This window comes from Amaricoccus sp., from assembly GCF_017995835.1.
GTDB lineage: Bacteria > Pseudomonadota > Alphaproteobacteria > Rhodobacterales > Rhodobacteraceae > Amaricoccus.
On record NZ_JAGOID010000010.1, the window covers coordinates 1 to 16329 of the forward strand.

A 16329-nucleotide genomic window follows, 5' to 3' on the forward strand; every position below is an offset into this window, starting at 1 on the left:
GAGATGACGAGATAGGGCTCGTTCGTGTCCATCATGTTCAGCGTCGCCGCCAGGATGTCCACGTTGCGCGGGTCGTACTTCTTCACCTCGTTCTGACGCCAGTCGCGCATGAAGAACGAGATTTCGGTGATCGCCTCGGGAATGTAGCGGCCGTTGGCGAAATAGACCGTGTCGACCGACTCGCCGGTGCGCTGGCTGTACATGCGGACGCGGCGGACGTCGCCGGCGCCGCGCAGGAGACCGGGCGCCCGCGCATAGACCGGCGCCGCGGCGATGGCGGCGATGCCCGCGAAAGCGCCCAGCAGCGCCCTGCGGGACGGTCGAAAATCATCCGTTGTCATGGTGTCACTGCCTCGATGTCTGCCCGTGGGACGTCATTGGACGCGTCCCTGCGATCTGCTTGCCACAGCCCGTGAGTCGCGCCAAGCAGACCGTGCGCAATTGTCCGCGAATAGGCGAATTTTTGCCGACAACCGATTGTTAACCGGGACGGGGTTGCGCTCGGGGGTTGACAAGCGGGAGCGCTTCGACTTGCCGGGATCGGCCGTCCGCGCTAGGCTTCCCCGCAAACGAGCAGAAAAAGAACCGAGGCAGGCATGACCAGATGCGACCTTTGCGGCGTCTCCGCCATCGTGCTCGCGGGCGCGCTCGCAGCGCTTCCCGTCGGCGCGACGGAGACCCTCGTTCCCGCCGCGGCGCCGGCCGTCGTCGGCGCGCCGGCCGCCCCGGCTCCGAGTCCGTTCCGCGCCGGTCTGGAGCGGGCGACGGCCCCGCTCGACGAGGCGGAGCGCGCGGCGATCCTGTCCTTCTACGCCGCCCGTGGCGACGCGCCGTTCTGGGCCGAGCCGGGCGCCGCGCGGCTCGGCGCGCTCGAAGCGGCCATCGCCGCGACGGCGGCGCACGGCCTGCCGCCCGCGCGCTACGTCCTCGCCGCGCCCGCCGACCCGGCCGGGGCCGAGGTGGCGGCGATGCGGTCCTGGCTGGCGTTGGGGCGCGATCTCTCCTCCGGCGCGCTGAACCCGTCGAAGGCGGATCCGGAGATCGAGACCCGGCCGCGCCGGCCCGCGCCGGCCGTGCTGCTCGGCCTGCTCGCCGGCGGCGACGTGGCCGCCGCCGCGGCCGCGCTGCCGCCGCAGGGTCCGGGCTACGCGGCGCTCCTCGCCGAGAAGGCGAGGCTCGATGCCCAGCGCGGCGCCGACTGGGGGCCGGAGGCCCCCGCCGGCCCGACGCTGCGGCTTGGCGACAGCGGGCCGCGGGTGGCGGCGCTGCGCGCCCGCCTCGCGGCCCGTGGCCATGCGGCGACGCCGGCCCCGACCGATCCCGCCATGTTCGACGCCGGGCTCGGGGCGGCGCTCGCCGCCTTCCAGGCCGAGGCCGGGCTGGAGGCCGACGGGCTCGCCGGCAAGCGCACCATCGCCGCGGTGAACGCCGGCCCCGAGGACGCGCTCGAGGCGGTGATGGTCAACCTCGAGCGGGCGCGCTGGACCAACGGCGTCTTCGAGGACCGATACATCTACGTCAACATCCCGGCCTATGCGCTGCGGATGGTCGAGGACGGGCGCACCGTCTTCGAGACCCGCGTCGTCGTCGGCAAGGCGGACGACACCCGGACGCCGGAATTCTCCGGGAGCATGACCTATCTCGTGGTCAATCCGACGTGGCACGTCCCCGACAGCATCGCCCAGCGCGTCTACCTGCCGAAGCTGAAGGCGAACCCGAACACGCTCGCCAACTCCAACATGCGCATCTTCACCCGGTCCGGGACCGAGATCGACCCGGGCCTCGTCGACTTCACCCAGTTCGCCCAGGGAAACTTCCCGTTCCGCATCAAGCAGAACCCGTCGGACGCGAACGCGCTCGGGAAGGTGAAGTTCATGTTCCCGAACCGGCACTCGATCTACCTGCACGACACGCCGCACCGCGAGCTCTTCGCCAAGGCCGAGCGGGCGCTTTCCAACGGCTGCGTCCGCGTCGAGGACCCCGAGCGCCTCGCCGGGCTCCTCCTCGCCGGGCAGGTCGACCAGCCCGAGGCGGCCTTCGACGGCTGGGTGGCGGCGAAGGGCGAGCGGACGGTGAACCTCGCCCGCCCGATCCCCGTGCATATCGACTACCGGACGGTGTTCCTCGACCATTCCGGCGTGCTCCAGCGGCGCTTCGACGTCTACGGCCGCGACGCGGCGGTATGGCAGGCGCTCGAAGCGATCGGGGTGTCATTGCCGGCTGCGGAGGGGTGAGGCTTCCGCTATAGCGGGGACATCCCGCCGCGAAGGAGCCCGCCCATGATCTCACTGACCGATCTCGCCGCGGCGCTCGGGGGCGAGGCCGTGGGGCGCGGCGACATCCCGCTCGCCGGCGCCGCCGAACCCGCGAGCGCCGGCCCGGACCAGATCGCGCTGGCGATGGACCCGGCGTTCGCGGCGCGGCTCGGCGAGGGGCGGGCGCGGGCGGCGATCCTGCGCCCCGACGCGGACTGGCGGGCGCTCGGGCTCAAGGGCGCCATCCTCGCGCCGCGGCCGCGCTACGTGCTCGCCGGGGTGACGCGGGTGTTCGAGCGGGCGCCGGAGATCGCCGAGGGCGTGCATCCGACCGCGCTGATCGATGCGACGGCCGAGATCGGGCCGGGGGCGGCGATCGGGCCCTTCGTCGTGGTGGGCGCGCGCGTCCGCATCGGGGCGCGGGCGCGGGTCGCGAGCCACGCCTCGGTGGCCGAGGACGCCGTGATCGGCGCGGACGCGCTCGTGATGCAGGGCGTCCGCATCGGGGCGCGGGTGCGGATCGGCGACCGGTTCATCGCCCAGCCCGGCGCGGTGATCGGCGGCGACGGCTTCTCGTTCGTGACGCCGGCGCCCGGGGTGGTCGAAGAGGCGCGCGCGGGCGTGGTGACGGCGGCCGAGCGGGCGGGCTACGTGCGGATCAACTCGCTCGGCGCGGTGCGGATCGGCGACGACGTCGAGGTGGGGGCGAACGCGACGATCGACCGCGGCACGATCGCCGACACCACGATCGGCGACGGGACCAAGGTCGACAACCTCGTCATGGTCGCCCACAACGTGCAGGTCGGCCGCGGCTGCCTGCTGTGCGGGCATACCGGGATCGCGGGCTCGGCGGTGATCGGCGACGGCTGCGTTCTGGGCGGGCGGGCCTCGATCGCCGACCATGCGGTGCTGGGGCGCAACGTGGTGATCACCGGAAACGCCGCCGTGTCGGGGCATGTGCCGGAGGGGCGGATCATGATGGGCTATCCCGGGGTGAAGCGCGACGAGTTCGTGACGATGTGGAAGGCGCTGCGCCGCCTGCCCCGGGTGCTGGCCAGGCTGGAGTAGCTACTGCGGCTGCGCGGCCGCGACGACCGCCTCGAGGAGCGCCCAAGGGGCCTGCCATGCGTCGGGATCGCCGTAGCGGCCACGGATGTGTCCGGGCGCCGGCGGGAAACCGCGCAGAATCCGGTTTCCAAAGCGGGCGCGAGCGGTTAAGCCGGCCGCAGGATCGGGCCGGGGGCTCAATGGCGGACAGTATCGAGAACAGGATGATCGCGATTCTCGCGGAACAGGCGGTGATGCAGCCGTCCGAGATCCGTGCGGACGCGACCCTGAGCGATCTGGGCATCGACTCCCTCGGACTGGTCGAGGCGGTCTTCGCGATCGAGGAGGCGTTCGACATCCAGGTGCCGTTCAACGCCAACGAGCCGGACAAGTCCGAGTTCGACATAAGCACCGTGGCGAGCATGGTTCGGGCGGTGGAGCACCTGGTCTCGGCGCAGAAGTAAGTCGGGATGCGACGGGTCGTCGTCACCGGCCACGGGGCCATCAGCGCGCTCGGAAGGACCGCCGCGGAGAACCGTGCGTCCATGCGCGAGGGCCGCTGCGGCATCGGGCCGCTCGAGTTCCAGGACGTCGAGCGGCTGGCGATCCAGATCGGCGGGCAGGTCGGGGGCTATCGCCCGGAGGACCATTTCGGCCGGCAGGAGCTGACGCTCTACGACCGCTTCACCCAGTTCGCGCTGCTCGCGGCGCGCGAGGCGGTGGCGGAAAGCGGGCTGGTGGTCGACGAGGCGCTGAGCGAGCGCGCGGGCGTGGTGCTCGGGACCGCCGGGGGCGGGCTCCAGACCCAGGACGAGAATTATCGGCAGGTCTACGAGGAGGGGAAGAACCGCGTCCATCCCTTCGTCGTGCCGCGGCTGATGAACAACGCCGCCGCGAGCCACGTCTCGATGACGCACAGCCTGCGCGGGCCCTGCTACACGGTGGCGACCGCCTGCGCCTCGTCGAACCACGCCATGGGGCAGGCGTTGAACCTCATCCGCGCCGGGCAGGCCGACGTCGTGCTGACGGGCGGGTCGGAGTCGATGCTGTGCTTCGGCGGCATCAAGGCCTGGGAGGGGCTGCGGGTGATGTCCCGGGACGGCTGCCGGCCGTTCTGCGCCACCCGCAACGGCATGGTGCAGGGCGAGGGCGCGGCGGTGTTCGTCTTCGAGGAGCGCGAGCGCGCGATGGCGCGGGGCGCGCCGATCCTCGCCGAGGTGGCGGGCTTCGCCATGACCTCGGACGCCTCGGACATCGTGATGCCGAGCCAAGAGGGCGCGGAGCGCGCCATGCGCGGGGCGCTGCGCGATGCGGGGCTCAACCCCGGGGACGTCGGCTACATCAACGCCCACGGCACCGGCACCACGGCCAACGACCGGACCGAATGCGCCGCGGTGCGGCAGGTGTTCGGCGCCCATGCCGACCGGCTGATGATCTCGTCGACCAAGTCGATGCACGGGCATCTGATCGGCGGCACCGGCGCGGTGGAGCTGATCGCCTGCCTGATGGCGCTGGACGAGGGGGTGATCGCGCCCACGATCGGCTGGCGCGAGCGCGACCCGGACTGCGATCTCGACGTGGTCCCCAACGAGGCCCGGCAGGTCCGGCCGCGCGCCGTGATGACCAACGCCTTCGCCTTCGGCGGCCTCAACGCCGTGCTGACGCTCCGGGCTCCCGACTAGCGGCAACCTCGCGCCGGGCGGACGGGCGGCGGCGTGGCCGCCGCCCGTCCGGGTCTACTGGTTCGGAGTCGCTGGCGTCGCCGGCGCGGCAGGCGCAGCGGGAGCGGCAGGCACGACCAGGGCGTCATAGGCGGCGGTGAAGCCCGAGAGCGACAGCGTGAGTTCGACCGGAACCTGCGGGTTCGCGATCGAGGTCACGATCATCTTCACCGTCTGGCCGCGCTTCATCGCGGCGACGTCGGGCTCGCGCAGGCCGAGGCGGACGACGCAGCCCTCCTGCACGCACCACTCGAACGGCAGGACGGCCGCCTGCGCCGTGTCGATCTGGAAGCTCAACCCCGATGGGAGCAGCGTCCCGAGCGGCGTGTTGAAGATCATCAGCGCCTGCGCGTCGGCGCCGGCCGGCAGCTTGAGCACCCGCGCCAGAACGACCGGGTTCTTGGTGTTGTCGAGCGCGACCTGCTGCATCTCGCAGTTCTTGGTGCCCGTGACGCATCCGAGCTCCCAGTCGCCGTGCTTGGTCACCTCGATCTGCGGCTGGGGCGGCGCAACGGGCGCTGCCGGGGCAGCGGGCTGCGCCGGTGCGGCCGCGGGCGCGGCCTCGGCCGGGGCCGCCGGAGCGTCGGCCGCCGGCGCCTCGGCCGGCGCGGGCGCTGCCGGCGCCGCAGCGTCCTGGGCGAAGCACGGCGCGGCGATCGCAAAGCCGACCGCGGCGGTTGTCATGAGGAGAGTGCGCAAGGGGGTCATATTCTGCTCGATTTGCCTCGGGGTCGACGCGAGGGCGCTTGCCACTCTTGGCGAGGGCTGTCAACGTCGGCGGCAGGGTGGAGCGCGGACAAGTGAAAAGGACGCCCCGAAGAGCGCCCTTTTCCTCGCTTGTGCGATTTTCCCTGTCGGACTGGCCGAGCCGTGCGCGAAAACTACGCCGGATGAGAAACAGCGTCAAGCGCAGCGGGCAAGTTGTGATATCACAATCATGAATAGAAAAATGGCCGCGGAGCATGCTCCGCGGCCAGTCCAACAGGGAGGAAGTCGCCTCGCCCTGCGCCGTCGATGCCGCGGGACGCGATTGAACTCTAGGGAACATCCGTTAATAACCGGTTCGAACAAATCGTGACTTTCAGTCGAGGGGACGGCAGATGACCGACGGCGCGATCTTCGTGGGCGGCGCGGGCGAGGGCTATGCAGAGGCCCGCGAGATGCTGCTGCGCTACGCCAACCGCCACGGGCTCGTCGCCGGCGCCACCGGCACCGGCAAGACCGTGACCCTTCAGTCTCTCGTCGAGGGCCTGTCCGCCGCCGGCGTGCCGGTCTTCGTCGCCGACGTGAAGGGCGACGTCTCCGGCCTTTCCCGGCCCGGCGACCCCGCCGGCAAGGCCCATGAGGCGCTCGAGGCGCGCGCCCGGCAGATCGGCTTCCAGCCCTATGCCTACGAGGGATTCCCCTGCGTGTTCTGGGACCTCTTCGGCGATAAGGGGCACCCGGTCCGCGCGACCGTCGCCGAGATGGGCCCGCTGATGCTTGCCCGTATGCTCGAACTCACCGAGGCGCAGGAGGGCGTGCTCAACGTCGCCTTCCGCATCGCCGACGAGCAGGGCCTCGCGCTTCTCGATCTCTCCGACCTTCAGGCGATGCTGGTCTGGCTGGCCGGGAACGCCAGGGAGATCGGCACGACCTACGGCAACGTCGCGCCCGCGACCGTCGGCGCCATCCAGCGCGCGCTCCTTGTCCTCGAGAACCAGGGCGCGGCCAGTTTCCTCGGCGAGCCGGCGCTCCGGCTGTCCGACATGATCGCCGTCGATGCGGACGGGCGCGGACGGGTCAACGTCCTGATGGCCGACAGGCTCATCCAGGCCCCGCGGCTCTACGCGATGTTCCTGCTCTGGCTGCTGTCGGAGCTGTTCGAGGAGCTGCCGGAGGTGGGCGACCCGGACAAGCCGGTCTTCGTGTTCTTCTTCGACGAGGCGCATCTTCTCTTCGACGGCGCCTCCAGGGCGCTGGTCGACAAGGTGGCGCAGGTGGTGCGGCTGATCCGGTCCAAGGGCGTCGGCGTCTACTTCGTCACCCAGAACCCCGACGACGTCCCCGGCGTGGTGCTCGGCCAGCTCGGCAATCGCATCCAGCACGCGCTGCGCGCCTATACGCCACGCGAAGCCAAGGCGCTCAAGGCCGCGGCCGAGACGTTCCGGCCGAACCCCGCCTTCGACACCGAGACGGCGATCCGCGAGGTGGGAACCGGCGAGGCCGTGGTCTCGCTGCTCGAGGCCAAGGGCGTGCCGGCGGTGGTCAGCCGGGTTCTGATCCGCCCGCCCTGCTCGCGGCTGGGACCGATCACCGAGGCGGAGCGCGCCGAGAGCCTCCGGGCCTCGCCTGTCGCCGGCGTCTACGACACGCCCCTTGACCGCGAGTCGGCCCGCGAGATCCTGTCCGCGCGCGCCGACAAGGCGGCGGGCGACGCGGCGCTGGCCGAGAAGATGCTCGCCGACGCCGCGGCGCGCGAGGCGGCGGAGAAGGAGTTCGCCCGCGCCCGCCGCTACGAGTCCGGCGATCCCGCGCCGCGTCGGCGGACTCGGGCCGATCCCGGCCTCGCCGAGACGATCACCAAGACCGTCGTGCGCCAACTGGGCACCCGCCAGGGCCAGGCGATGGTTCGCGGGATCCTCGGCGGGCTGTTCCGCGGCCGCTGATCGGGAGCCGCGGCCCGCGAAAGCGGCGTTCGCGCGACGTCGGCGGGAACGCCGGGGCTATTCCTGGGCCTCGGGCGCCCCTGCGCGCCGGCGCTCCAGACGCTTGGCCGCCGCCGAGATGCCCTGATCCAGCCGCCGGAGCCCGCTCGCGATATCGCGGCGGGCCGCGTCGAGCATGTTGCGCGGCTGATCCTGCTTCGTCACCACGTGCACGGGCTCCGGCGTCGCACGACCCCGCGTCGATGACTTCCGCGCTGTCGGCTGTTGCGGCAACCACACCGCGATCCCCGGATCGGCGCGCGGCGCATCGCCGTCGAAGGCGGCCGGCGGCTGCGGCGCGACGGCGAAGGGCGGCAACGTCGGCTGGTTCACGGCGGCGGCGGGCCGAACCGTCTCCCCGGCGCCCTGACGCTCCAACGCCGATGCGGCAGCGGCAGCGCGCTCGGAGCCGCCATCCGCGGCGGCCAGCGACGCCGGCCGCGGACGCGGGGCGGCCGCCGTCGCCACGACGCCAGCCGCCGGAGCGAACTCTTCGCCGGCTTGCGCCGCCACCGGCGGCTCGGCCGGCGCGGGGGGCTCGGCCGGCGCAGGGGGATCGGGCGGCAGCGGCGCGATCGTCGTCGAAACCGGATCGAGGAGCGGCGCCAGCGTGGGCTCCGCGCCCGGCGCGTTCGGGACGATCGGGACGATCGGGACGATCGGCGCCGCCACGGAGGCCGTCGCCGAGGTCTGGCCGCCCGGCGTCGGGCCGGTAGCAGCAGCCGGAACGACGGCGGGCAGGGATACGGGCGCCTCGACCGGCGCAGGCGCAGGCGCTGTATCGGACGCCACGGGCGCGGCGGGCGCAGTCCTGGACGCCCCGGCCAACGCGGCGTCGAGCGCGGCGGCGACCGCGGGCTCGTCCGGGGTCGCGTCGCCGCGCAACAGGGGAGCTACGACCCAGACCAGCGCGACGCCCACGACAAAGGCCGCGCCGGCGACCAGCCATGCGGCGCCGGACCGTCGGTCGGCGACGTGGCGCCGTTGCGGCGCGCGGCGCATCGGCGCCGCCACATGGTCCGTCTCGAACGGGGCGAAGTCATCCGGTCCCGGATCGAACGGCAGCATCGGGTCGGGCTCGATCCTGTCGGCGCCGATGGCGAGGCCCGGACGCGCCCGCCCGAGCCGCGCCGCCAGCATTCCGCCCAGCCGGTTCGACTGGCTCCGGGCGAGCGCCGCCGCCCGCTGCGCCCGGGCCTTGCGCAACCGCGCCTCGAGCGCCGGCGAGTCGTTCGCGGTCGCCGACGGCTCCCGGCCGCCGTCCCTCGTCGGGACGCCCTTCGCCGGACCGTTCTCCTGCATGGTATGCCCCTCCGCTCGCCGGTCGTCGCGCCGGCGTTCCGCCAGGATCTGCTCGGTCGGGACGATAGCACGCGGGCGCGCCGGCTTCATAGCGGCTTGTCGCCCATACCCCTTCTTCGCCGAGGCTCGGCCTCGCAACGCCTGCGCGAGGGACGGGCGGGGGCGCCGGCTCGCGCCGGCGCAGGAGGACTTCAGTTGACGATGGTCGCCTCGGTGGCGGCCCGCATCTCCGCCTCGGTCACGCCGTCGGCGACCTCGAGCAGTTTGAGCCCGCCCTCCACGACGTCGAAGACGCCGAGATTGGTGATGATCCGGTCCACGACCGCCTTTCCGGTCAGCGGCAGCGTGCATTCCCGCAGGAGCTTCGACTCGCCGTGCTTCGAGGTGTGGTCCATCACCACCACCACCCGCTTCACCCCGGCGACGAGGTCCATCGCGCCGCCCATGCCCTTGACCAGCTTGCCCGGGATCATCCAGTTCGCGAGATCGCCCTTCTCGGACACCTCCATCGCCCCGAGGATCGCCATGGCGATCTTGCCGCCGCGGATCATCCCGAAGCTCTGCGAGCTGTCGAAATAGCTCGTCCGAGCCAGCTCGGTCACCGTCTGCTTGCCGGCGTTGATCAGGTCGGCGTCGACCTCGTCGTCGGTCGGGAACGGCCCGATGCCGAGCATTCCGTTCTCGGATTGCAGCGTCACGTCGACGCCGTCGGGAATGTAGTTCGCCACCAGCGTCGGAATGCCGATGCCGAGGTTGACGTACATGCCGTCCTCGAGCTCGCGGGCGGCGCGGGCGGCCATCTGATTGCGGTCCCAGGGCATCCTATCGTCTCCGGTCGGGGTCGGTCAGCGCAAGGTCAAGGTCGAGATCGTCGAGATCGTCGAGTTCGGCGACGGTCGCCATGTCGTTCTGGAACGTCCGCGTCGTGGCGTCGAGATACTGACCCACGAGGGCGGGATTGGCCTTGGCGAAGCCCGGCCCGAACAGCGCGTCGAGCTTGGCCACGGCGGCATCGAGGATCAGGTCGCTGATCCTCGATGCGCTCGACGCGAGCCCGAGGCGCGCGGCCTCGAACAAGTCCATCTCGGCCTGTTGGCCCGACTTGCCCCCGCGCCTCATGCCGCCCTCGTCGTGCGCTGCTCGATACGCTTCTCGAAGGTTCCCTGCACGAGGCGGTGGACATAGATGCCTGGCAGGTGGATGCAGTCGGGGTCGAGCGCACCGCGCTCGACGATCTCCTCGACCTCGGCGACGCAGACGCGCCCGCACATGCCCGCCGGCGGGTTGAAGTTGCGCGCGGTCTTGCGGAACACGAGGTTGCCGGTGTCGTCGGCCTTCCAGGCCTTGATGATCGACAGATCGGCGACGATCGCGCGCTCGAGGATGTAGGTCTCGCCGTCGAAGTCCTTGTGCTCCTTGCCCTCGGCGATCACCGTGCCGACGCCGGTGCGGGTGTAGAAGCCCGGGATGCCGCAGCCGCCGGCGCGCATCCGCTCGGCGAGCGTGCCCTGCGGGTTGAACTCGAGCTCGAGCTCGCCGGACAGGTACTGGCGCATGAACTCGGCGTTCTCGCCGACATAGGAGGAGATCATCTTCCTGATCTGGCGGGTCTTGAGCAGGATGCCGAGGCCGAAATCGTCCACGCCGCAATTGTTCGAGGCGACGGTGATGTCCTTGACCCCGCTGTCGCGCATCGCCGCGATCAGGTTCTCGGGGACGCCGCACAGGCCAAAGCCGCCCGCGGCCACCAGCATCCCGTCGAACAGCAGCCCGTCGAGCGCCGAGGCCGCGTCTGCGTAGACCTTCTTCATCCATCCCCTCCTTCGCGCCTGCCGCATCCTGCATCCGGGATGCGCCGGACCGAGTCAAGCGCCCCGTGCGCGCTGCGGCGCCTTGCGAGCACGTTGCGCCGGCGGCTGCGGGCCGCGGCCATACGCCGCTTGTCGCCCGGGGCGCCGGCTGGTCTACGCTCGTCGCCAGCGCAGCAACGGGAGCAGGATCGTGACGTCGCCAGCCACGCAGGAATTCCTCGACGCGCTCTATCTCGTCGCCGTCGCCGCCGAGGCGATGTCGGCCGCCCTGATCGCCGGGCGGCGCAGCATGGACTGGGTCGGTGTCTGTCTTCTCGGCTGCGTCACCGCGCTGGGCGGCGGATCGGTGCGCGACATCTTGCTCGACCACCACCCGCTCTCGTGGGTCGCGCAGCCGCACCTCCTGCTGGTCGCCGGCGGCGCGGCGCTCGCCACCATCGCCATCGCCCGGGCGGCCCACCGCCTGCGCGGCATCTTCCTGTTTCTCGACGCCGTGGGGCTTGTCCTCTTCACCGTCATCGGCTGCAACGTCGCGCTCGGCCTCGGATCCCCCACGATCGTCGTGCTTGCCGCGGGCATGATCACCGGCTGCGTCGGCGGCGTCCTGCGCGACATCCTCTGCAACGAGATCCCGCTCCTGTTCCGGGCCGAGCTTTACGCCACGGTGTCCGTGCTCACCGGCGCGCTCTACCTCTACGTTCTCCGTCTCGCCGTGCCGCATGACCTCGCGATCGCCGTCGCCATGCTCGCCGGCCTTGCCCTGCGCCTCCTCGCGCTGCGCTACGGCTGGAGCATGCCGAAGTTCGTGTACACCCGCGATCTCCACTGACCCCGCCGGCCGGGGCCGGTCACTCCTCCAGCGGCGCGGCCCCGGCCAGGGCGCCATCCGGCAGCGCCGCCAGCATCTCGCGCACCGAGCGGCCGAGGATCGGGTGCACCCAGTCCGGCGCGACGTCGGCGAGCGGCAGCAGCACGAAGCCCCGCTCGTGCAGCCGCGGATGCGGCAGGATCAGCGCCGGCGGCGCCTCCGTCGCCTGCCGCGCCGGATCGAGCGCCATCCAAGCCGCGACGGTCTCCCGGTCCGGCGACACCTCCCCCCCGCAGGACAGCAGGTCGAGGTCGCAGGCCCGCGGCGCCCAGCGCCGGCGGCGATCGCGGCCCAGCGCCCGCTCGACCGCGTGCATCGCCGCGAGCAGCCCCTCCGGCGCCAGCGCGGTCTCGACCAGCGCCGCGCCGTTCACGAAGTCGGGCCCGGCGCCCGGCGGAAAGGCCGGCGTCGCGAACCAGCGGCTGCGCGCCACGACGCGGACGTCCCGGCCGGCCAGCGCCCGGAGGGCCGCCTCGAGCGTCTCCCGCGGCGACCCGGCGGGCGAGGGCAGGTTCGCCCCCAACGCAATTGAGTATACTTTACGCGCCATAAACCGCCGATCCCTGCGATTCGCCTTTCGCACCCCGTCGCGCCGGCCTATGATCGCCGGAGGGTCATGGCGACGTTGTGTCGTCTGCCCACCACCAAGCCTTAGCAAGGATCTCCTTGATGTTCTATCGCGACGAACGGTTGGCGCTCTTCATAGACGGCGCCAATCTTTACGCGGCTGCCAGGGCGCTCGGCTTCGATATCGACTACAAACTCCTTCGGAGCGAGTTCGTCAGGCGCGGCAAGCTGGTTCGTGCGTTCTATTACACCGCCATGCTGGAGACCGATGAATACTCTCCGATCCGCCCGTTGGTGGACTGGCTGAACTACAACGGTTTCGCGATGGTGACCAAGCCGGCCAAGGAGTTCACCGACTCGATGGGCCGACGCAAGGTCAAGGGCAACATGGACATCGAGCTCGCGGTCGACGCGATGGAGATGGCCCCGCACATCGACCACATGGTGCTGTTCTCCGGCGACGGCGACTTCAAACCGCTGGTGGAGTCGATCCAGCGCCAGGGCGTGCGGGTCTCGGTTGTGTCCACCATCCGCTCCTCGCCGCCGATGATCGCCGACGAGCTGCGCCGCCAGTGCGACAACTTCATCGAGCTCGAGGAACTGCGCGAAGTCATCGGCCGCCCGCCGCGGGGCGAGCAGATCTCGCCGCGCGCCACGGTCGAAGCCGCCGACGACTGACCCGCCGGGCGGGGGCCGCGCCTTTTCCTCGCCCTCCGCCCGTGCTACCTGCCCGTGATGGCCGAGCCGCTGACCCTCTACCTCGCCGCCCCGCGCGGTTTCTGCGCCGGCGTGGACCGGGCGATCAAGATCGTCGAGATGGCGCTGGAGAAATGGGGCGCCCCCGTCTACGTGCGCCACGAGATCGTGCACAATCGCTACGTCGTCGACGGGTTGCGCGCCAAGGGCGCCGTCTTCGTGGAAGAACTCGACGACTGCCCGCCCGACCGGCCGGTGGTGTTCTCGGCCCACGGGGTGCCCAAGGCGGTCCCCGCCGAGGCCGAGGCCCGCCGCATGGTCTGGGTCGACGCCACCTGCCCGCTGGTCTCCAAGGTCCACAACGAAGCGGCGCGGCATCACGCCAACGGGCTTCAGATGGTGATGATCGGCCATGCCGGCCATCCCGAGACCGTCGGCACCATGGGCCAGCTGCCTGCGGGCGAGGTGCTGCTGGTCGAGACGGTCGCCGACGTGGCCCGCATCGCGCCGCGCGACCCGGGCCGCCTCGCCTTCATCACCCAGACCACCCTGTCGGTCGACGACACCGCCGAGGTCGTCGAGGCCCTGCGCGCGCGTTTCCCCGGCATCGTCGGGCCGGGCCGCGAGGACATCTGCTACGCCACCACCAACCGCCAGGAGGCGGTCAAGGCGATCGCCCCGCGGATCGACGCCCTGCTCGTCATCGGCGCGCCGAACTCGTCGAACTCGCTGCGCCTCGTCGAGGTCGGCCGCCGCGCGGGATGCGGCTATGCCCAGCTCGTGCAGCGCGCCGCCGACATCGACTGGCGCGCCCTCGACGGCGCCCGCGCCGTCGGCGTGACCGCCGGGGCCAGCGCCCCCGAGGAGCTGGTTCGCGAGGTCATCGACGCCTTCCGCGCCCGTTTCGCCGTGACCGAGGAGCTGGTCGAGACGGCCGAGGAGCGCGTCGAGTTCAAGGTTCCGCGCGTCCTGCGCGAACCCGCCTTCTGAGCCGGGGCGAGCCGCCCGCATGGCCGAGTTCTTCGCCTATACCGACGGCGCGTGTTCGGGCAATCCCGGCCCCGGCGGCTGGGGCGCGGTGCTGGTCGCCCGCGACGGCGCGCGCGTGCTCAAGGAGCGCGAGCTGTCAGGCGGCGAGACCGCGACGACCAACAACCGCATGGAGCTGATGGCCGCCATCGCCGCGCTCGAGGCGCTCGGCCGCCCGGCGCGGCTCACCGTGGTGACGGACAGCGTCTACGTGCGCGACGGCGTGACCCGCTGGATTCACGGCTGGAAGGCGCGCGGCTGGCGCACGGCCGACGGCAAGCCGGTGAAGAACGAGGATCTCTGGCGCCGCCTCGAGACCGCCGCCGCCCGCCACGAGGTCGACTGGGCATGGGTCAAGGGCCATGCCGGCCACCCGGAGAACGAGCGCGCCGACGCCCTGGCCCGCGCCGGAATGGCCCCCTTCAAGGCGACGGCCGCGCGTTCGTGACGACGCCGGCCCCGGCGCGGCGCACGCATCCCCTGACATTTCCTCAACCTCTGGGTGCGCCTGCGTTTTCTCCAACATTATCTAGCGGCGAGACCTTGCCGGCCCATATCGGTTCGCGTATAGATTGAATCCCGTGGGGTGTACGCCAGCAGCCGGCCCCAGCCCACGGGAGTAGCCACATGGCGCGTTTCATCTTCATCACCGGCGGCGTGGTTTCGTCGCTCGGCAAGGGTCTTGCCTCGGCCGCCCTCGGCGCCCTCCTGCAGGCCCGCGGCTACTCGGTGCGCCTGCGCAAGCTCGATCCGTATCTCAACGTCGACCCCGGCACGATGTCGCCCTTCGAGCACGGCGAGGTCTTCGTCACCGACGACGGCGCCGAGACCGACCTCGATCTCGGCCACTACGAACGCTTTACCGGCGTGCCGGCCCGCCGCACCGATTCCGTCTCGTCGGGGCGGATCTACTCCAACGTCCTGGAGAAGGAGCGCCGCGGCGACTACCTCGGCAAGACCATCCAGGTGATCCCGCACGTCACGAACGAGATCAAGGACTTCCTCCGCATCGGCGAGGACGAGGTCGATTTCATGCTCTGCGAGATCGGCGGCACCGTCGGCGACATCGAGGGCCTGCCGTTCTTCGAGGCGATCCGCCAGTTCGGCCAGGACAAGCCGCGCGGCCAGTGCATCTACATGCACCTCACGCTGCTGCCCTATCTGGCCGCGAGCGGCGAGCTCAAGACCAAGCCGACCCAGCATTCCGTCAAGGAACTCCGCGCCATCGGCATCGCGCCCGACGTGCTGGTCTGCCGCTCCGAGGGGCCGATCCCCCAGAAGGAGCGCGAGAAGCTCGCGCTCTTCTGCAACGTCCGCCCCGAGGCGGTGATCGCCGCCCAGGACCTGCGCTCGATCTACGAGGCCCCGCTCGCCTACCACCGCGAGGGGCTCGACCAGGCGGTCCTCGACGCCTTCCAGATCTCGCCGGCGCCGCGGCCGAACCTCGCCAAGTGGGAGGATGTGGTCGACCGGATCATGAACCCCGAGGGCGAGGTCCACATCGCCATCGTCGGCAAGTACACCCAGCTCGGGGACGCCTACAAATCGATCGCCGAGGCGCTGACCCACGGCGGCATCGCCAACCGGGTCAGGGTCCGCGCCGAATGGCTCGACAGCGAGCTGTTCGAGAAGACCGGCGACGTGGCCTCGCACCTCGAGGGCTACGACGCCATCCTCGTTCCCGGCGGCTTCGGCGAGCGCGGCACAGAAGGCAAGATCAAGGCGGCCCAGTTCGCGCGCGAGCGCAAGGTTCCCTATCTCGGCATCTGCCTCGGAATGCAGCTTGCGGTCATCGAGGCCTCCCGCAACCTCGCCGGCCTCACCGACGCGGGTTCGGAAGAGTTCGACCACGAGAAGGGCGAGCGCCGCTTCACCCCGGTCATCTACCACCTGAAGGAATGGCTGGAGGGCAACCGCACCGTCCAGCGCAGCGTCGCCGACGACAAGGGCGGCACGATGCGCCTCGGCGCCTACGACGCGATCCTCGCCGCCGGCAGCCAGGTCTCCGGCATCTACGGCACGCTGACCATCTCCGAGCGCCACCGTCACCGCTACGAGGTCGACATCGCCTATCGCGAGCGGCTGGAAAGCTGCGGCCTGCGCTTCTCGGGCCTCTCTCCCGACGGACGCCTGCCGGAGATCGTCGAGATCCCCGGCCATCCGTGGTTCATCGGCGTCCAGTATCACCCGGAGCTGAAGTCCAAGCCCTTCGCCCCGCACCCGCTCTTCGCCGACTTCATCCGCGCCGCGCTGGAGCAGTCGCGGCTGTTCTGACCGGGTCATGCCGGCGAGTCTGCCCGGACACCCGGCGCAACACGGGCTAACACGCGTGATATTAGGGTAACA

17 protein-coding genes are annotated in these 16329 nt (G+C 71.3%); 10 read left to right on the top strand and 7 right to left on the bottom strand.

The annotated features are described in order from the left end of the window. On the bottom strand, positions 1-341 hold a 341-nt coding region (locus KBA23_RS03035; protein ID WP_290736756.1), incomplete at its 3' end, for a DUF882 domain-containing protein. A 255-nt stretch (positions 342-596) separates the two neighbouring features. Between KBA23_RS03035 and KBA23_RS03040 the strand changes: the two genes are divergently transcribed. The 4 genes from KBA23_RS03040 (at position 597) to KBA23_RS03055 (ending at position 4984) form a co-directional block, all read left to right on the top strand. Then, complete coding sequence (locus tag KBA23_RS03040) at positions 597-2234, top strand: L,D-transpeptidase family protein (RefSeq protein WP_290736759.1); 1638 nt, start codon at positions 597-599, stop codon at positions 2232-2234. 45 nt (positions 2235-2279) lie between these two features. Then, positions 2280-3323: a UDP-3-O-(3-hydroxymyristoyl)glucosamine N-acyltransferase gene (gene lpxD, locus KBA23_RS03045; protein WP_290736762.1), complete on the top strand. Its 1044-nt coding sequence runs from the start codon at positions 2280-2282 to the stop codon at positions 3321-3323. A 179-nt stretch (positions 3324-3502) separates the two neighbouring features. Next, positions 3503-3766: an acyl carrier protein gene (locus KBA23_RS03050; RefSeq protein ID WP_290736765.1), complete on the top strand. Its 264-nt coding sequence runs from the start codon at positions 3503-3505 to the stop codon at positions 3764-3766. Between the two features lie 6 nt (positions 3767-3772). Beyond that, positions 3773-4984: a beta-ketoacyl synthase gene (locus tag KBA23_RS03055; RefSeq protein ID WP_290736768.1), complete on the top strand. Its 1212-nt coding sequence runs from the start codon at positions 3773-3775 to the stop codon at positions 4982-4984. Positions 4985-5038: 54 nt separating this feature from the next. Here KBA23_RS03055 and KBA23_RS03060 read toward each other — a convergent pair whose 3' ends face one another. Beyond that, the gene (locus KBA23_RS03060; RefSeq protein WP_290736771.1) at positions 5039-5722 is read right to left on the bottom strand and encodes an invasion associated locus B family protein; all 684 of its coding nucleotides are present in this window, start codon (positions 5720-5722) and stop codon (positions 5039-5041) included. A 401-nt stretch (positions 5723-6123) separates the two neighbouring features. On the opposite strand from KBA23_RS03060, the gene KBA23_RS03065 reads away from it, so the two are divergent. Then, positions 6124-7671 carry a helicase HerA-like domain-containing protein gene (locus KBA23_RS03065; protein WP_290736774.1) on the top strand — a complete coding sequence of 516 codons (1548 nt, stop codon included), beginning with the start codon at positions 6124-6126 and terminating at the stop codon, positions 7669-7671. 57 nt (positions 7672-7728) lie between these two features. Here KBA23_RS03065 and KBA23_RS03070 read toward each other — a convergent pair whose 3' ends face one another. The 4 genes from KBA23_RS03070 to KBA23_RS03085 form a co-directional block, all read right to left on the bottom strand. Continuing rightward, positions 7729-9012 carry a hypothetical protein gene (locus tag KBA23_RS03070; RefSeq protein WP_290736777.1) on the bottom strand — a complete coding sequence of 428 codons (1284 nt, stop codon included), beginning with the start codon at positions 9010-9012 and terminating at the stop codon, positions 7729-7731. Positions 9013-9203: 191 nt separating this feature from the next. Then, on the bottom strand, positions 9204-9833 hold the full coding sequence (locus tag KBA23_RS03075; protein ID WP_290736780.1) for a 3-oxoacid CoA-transferase subunit B: 630 nt from the start codon (positions 9831-9833) through the stop codon (positions 9204-9206). 1 nt (position 9834) lies between these two features. Beyond that, a complete protein-coding gene (locus KBA23_RS03080) occupies positions 9835-10131 on the bottom strand; it encodes a hypothetical protein (protein ID WP_290736782.1) in 297 nt (98 codons plus the stop codon). Continuing rightward, positions 10128-10823, bottom strand: coding sequence for a CoA transferase subunit A (locus KBA23_RS03085; RefSeq protein ID WP_290736784.1), 696 nt, complete (start codon positions 10821-10823; stop codon positions 10128-10130). The genes KBA23_RS03080 and KBA23_RS03085 overlap by 4 nt, the downstream gene beginning before the upstream one ends. 190 nt (positions 10824-11013) lie before the next feature. Here KBA23_RS03085 and KBA23_RS03090 point away from each other — a divergent pair, with 190 nt between their 5' ends. After that, complete coding sequence (locus tag KBA23_RS03090; RefSeq protein WP_290736786.1) at positions 11014-11652, top strand: trimeric intracellular cation channel family protein; 639 nt, start codon at positions 11014-11016, stop codon at positions 11650-11652. A gap of 19 nt (positions 11653-11671) precedes the next feature. Here the strand turns inward: KBA23_RS03090 and folK are convergent, their stop codons facing one another. Next, positions 11672-12241: a 2-amino-4-hydroxy-6-hydroxymethyldihydropteridine diphosphokinase gene (folK, locus tag KBA23_RS03095; RefSeq protein ID WP_290736788.1), complete on the bottom strand. Its 570-nt coding sequence runs from the start codon at positions 12239-12241 to the stop codon at positions 11672-11674. A 119-nt stretch (positions 12242-12360) separates the two neighbouring features. Here folK and KBA23_RS03100 point away from each other — a divergent pair, with 119 nt between their 5' ends. The 4 genes from KBA23_RS03100 to KBA23_RS03115 all read left to right on the top strand — a co-directional run bounded on the left by KBA23_RS03100 (position 12361) and on the right by KBA23_RS03115 (position 16257). After that, positions 12361-12936: an NYN domain-containing protein gene (locus KBA23_RS03100; protein ID WP_290736790.1), complete on the top strand. Its 576-nt coding sequence runs from the start codon at positions 12361-12363 to the stop codon at positions 12934-12936. Positions 12937-12990: 54 nt separating this feature from the next. Further along, positions 12991-13944, top strand: coding sequence for a 4-hydroxy-3-methylbut-2-enyl diphosphate reductase (gene ispH, locus KBA23_RS03105; RefSeq protein WP_290736792.1), 954 nt, complete (start codon positions 12991-12993; stop codon positions 13942-13944). 19 nt (positions 13945-13963) lie between these two features. Next, positions 13964-14431, top strand: a complete 468-nt coding sequence (gene rnhA, locus KBA23_RS03110) for a ribonuclease HI (RefSeq protein ID WP_290736794.1) — start codon at positions 13964-13966, stop codon at positions 14429-14431. A 179-nt stretch (positions 14432-14610) separates the two neighbouring features. After that, positions 14611-16257 carry a CTP synthase gene (locus tag KBA23_RS03115; protein WP_290736796.1) on the top strand — a complete coding sequence of 549 codons (1647 nt, stop codon included), beginning with the start codon at positions 14611-14613 and terminating at the stop codon, positions 16255-16257. Positions 16258-16329: the final 72 nt, after the last annotated feature.

Coding starts and splice junctions, on each gene's coding strand:
- KBA23_RS03070 (WP_290736777.1), bottom strand. CDS start 9,012: ATGCAGGAGAACGGTCCGGCGAAGGGCGTCCCGACGAGGGACGGCGGC.
- KBA23_RS03065 (WP_290736774.1), top strand. CDS start 6,124: ATGACCGACGGCGCGATCTTCGTGGGCGGCGCGGGCGAGGGCTATGCA.
- folK (WP_290736788.1), bottom strand. CDS start 12,241: ATGGCGCGTAAAGTATACTCAATTGCGTTGGGGGCGAACCTGCCCTCG.
- KBA23_RS03080 (WP_290736782.1), bottom strand. CDS start 10,131: ATGAGGCGCGGGGGCAAGTCGGGCCAACAGGCCGAGATGGACTTGTTC.
- KBA23_RS03115 (WP_290736796.1), top strand. CDS start 14,611: ATGGCGCGTTTCATCTTCATCACCGGCGGCGTGGTTTCGTCGCTCGGC.
- KBA23_RS03040 (WP_290736759.1), top strand. CDS start 597: ATGACCAGATGCGACCTTTGCGGCGTCTCCGCCATCGTGCTCGCGGGC.
- KBA23_RS03100 (WP_290736790.1), top strand. CDS start 12,361: ATGTTCTATCGCGACGAACGGTTGGCGCTCTTCATAGACGGCGCCAAT.
- KBA23_RS03075 (WP_290736780.1), bottom strand. CDS start 9,833: ATGCCCTGGGACCGCAATCAGATGGCCGCCCGCGCCGCCCGCGAGCTC.
- lpxD (WP_290736762.1), top strand. CDS start 2,280: ATGATCTCACTGACCGATCTCGCCGCGGCGCTCGGGGGCGAGGCCGTG.
- KBA23_RS03085 (WP_290736784.1), bottom strand. CDS start 10,823: ATGAAGAAGGTCTACGCAGACGCGGCCTCGGCGCTCGACGGGCTGCTG.
- KBA23_RS03050 (WP_290736765.1), top strand. CDS start 3,503: ATGGCGGACAGTATCGAGAACAGGATGATCGCGATTCTCGCGGAACAG.
- KBA23_RS03055 (WP_290736768.1), top strand. CDS start 3,773: ATGCGACGGGTCGTCGTCACCGGCCACGGGGCCATCAGCGCGCTCGGA.
- rnhA (WP_290736794.1), top strand. CDS start 13,964: ATGGCCGAGTTCTTCGCCTATACCGACGGCGCGTGTTCGGGCAATCCC.